This window comes from Pseudoalteromonas sp. NSLLW24, from assembly GCF_015864725.1.
In the GTDB taxonomy this organism is placed as follows: Bacteria; Pseudomonadota; Gammaproteobacteria; order Enterobacterales; family Alteromonadaceae; genus Pseudoalteromonas; species Pseudoalteromonas arctica.
In genome coordinates, this window is the sequence record NZ_JADYWQ010000056.1 from 1 (window position 1) to 522 (window position 522).

Here is a 522-nt window from a genome sequence, read left to right on the forward strand (position 1 = left end):
AATATGTCTCCAGAGCTAAACGTCTCTTTAGGTTACAAAGGTTTTAGATCTTTAGGGAAATACAATTACAATCAGTCAGAATCGGGCAACTTTACCGTAACTACAAATTATAATTCTAAAAATAACAGATACCAAATGCTAGCTCATATAGCAGTTCAAGATGTTGTTTTTCAGGAAAATGGAGGTTTAATAGATGGGGAATCTCAGTTTGAATCTGGAGATACAGAGTTTTCTAGTAGAGATAGGTTAGATGTAGCTTTTATAAATGCCGAAAGTGAAATTTTAGGGAAGAGGTATTTTTTAGACCATCAATACAAATTAATTAAGAAAGCAGAAGACTCAACAAGCAGCGCTATTGCAACATCCATAGAAGTAGGGCATCAGTTTAATTACGAGACTAAATTTTCTAAGTTTAATCAGGACGCGGAGTCAGATTATTTCGGAAATTCTTTTTTAGCAGAAACAGAAGATAAAGCTCAGTTGCAGACAACCTACAATCAGTTAAACGCAACTTTTTCAAAT

Annotated in this window: 1 protein-coding gene; it reads left to right on the plus strand. The window is 33.9% G+C overall.

All coding sequences use genetic code 11. The features are described from left to right. Positions 1 to 522: putative porin (locus tag I6E72_RS19660; RefSeq protein WP_197113919.1), on the plus strand; the 522-nt coding region annotated here is incomplete at both ends.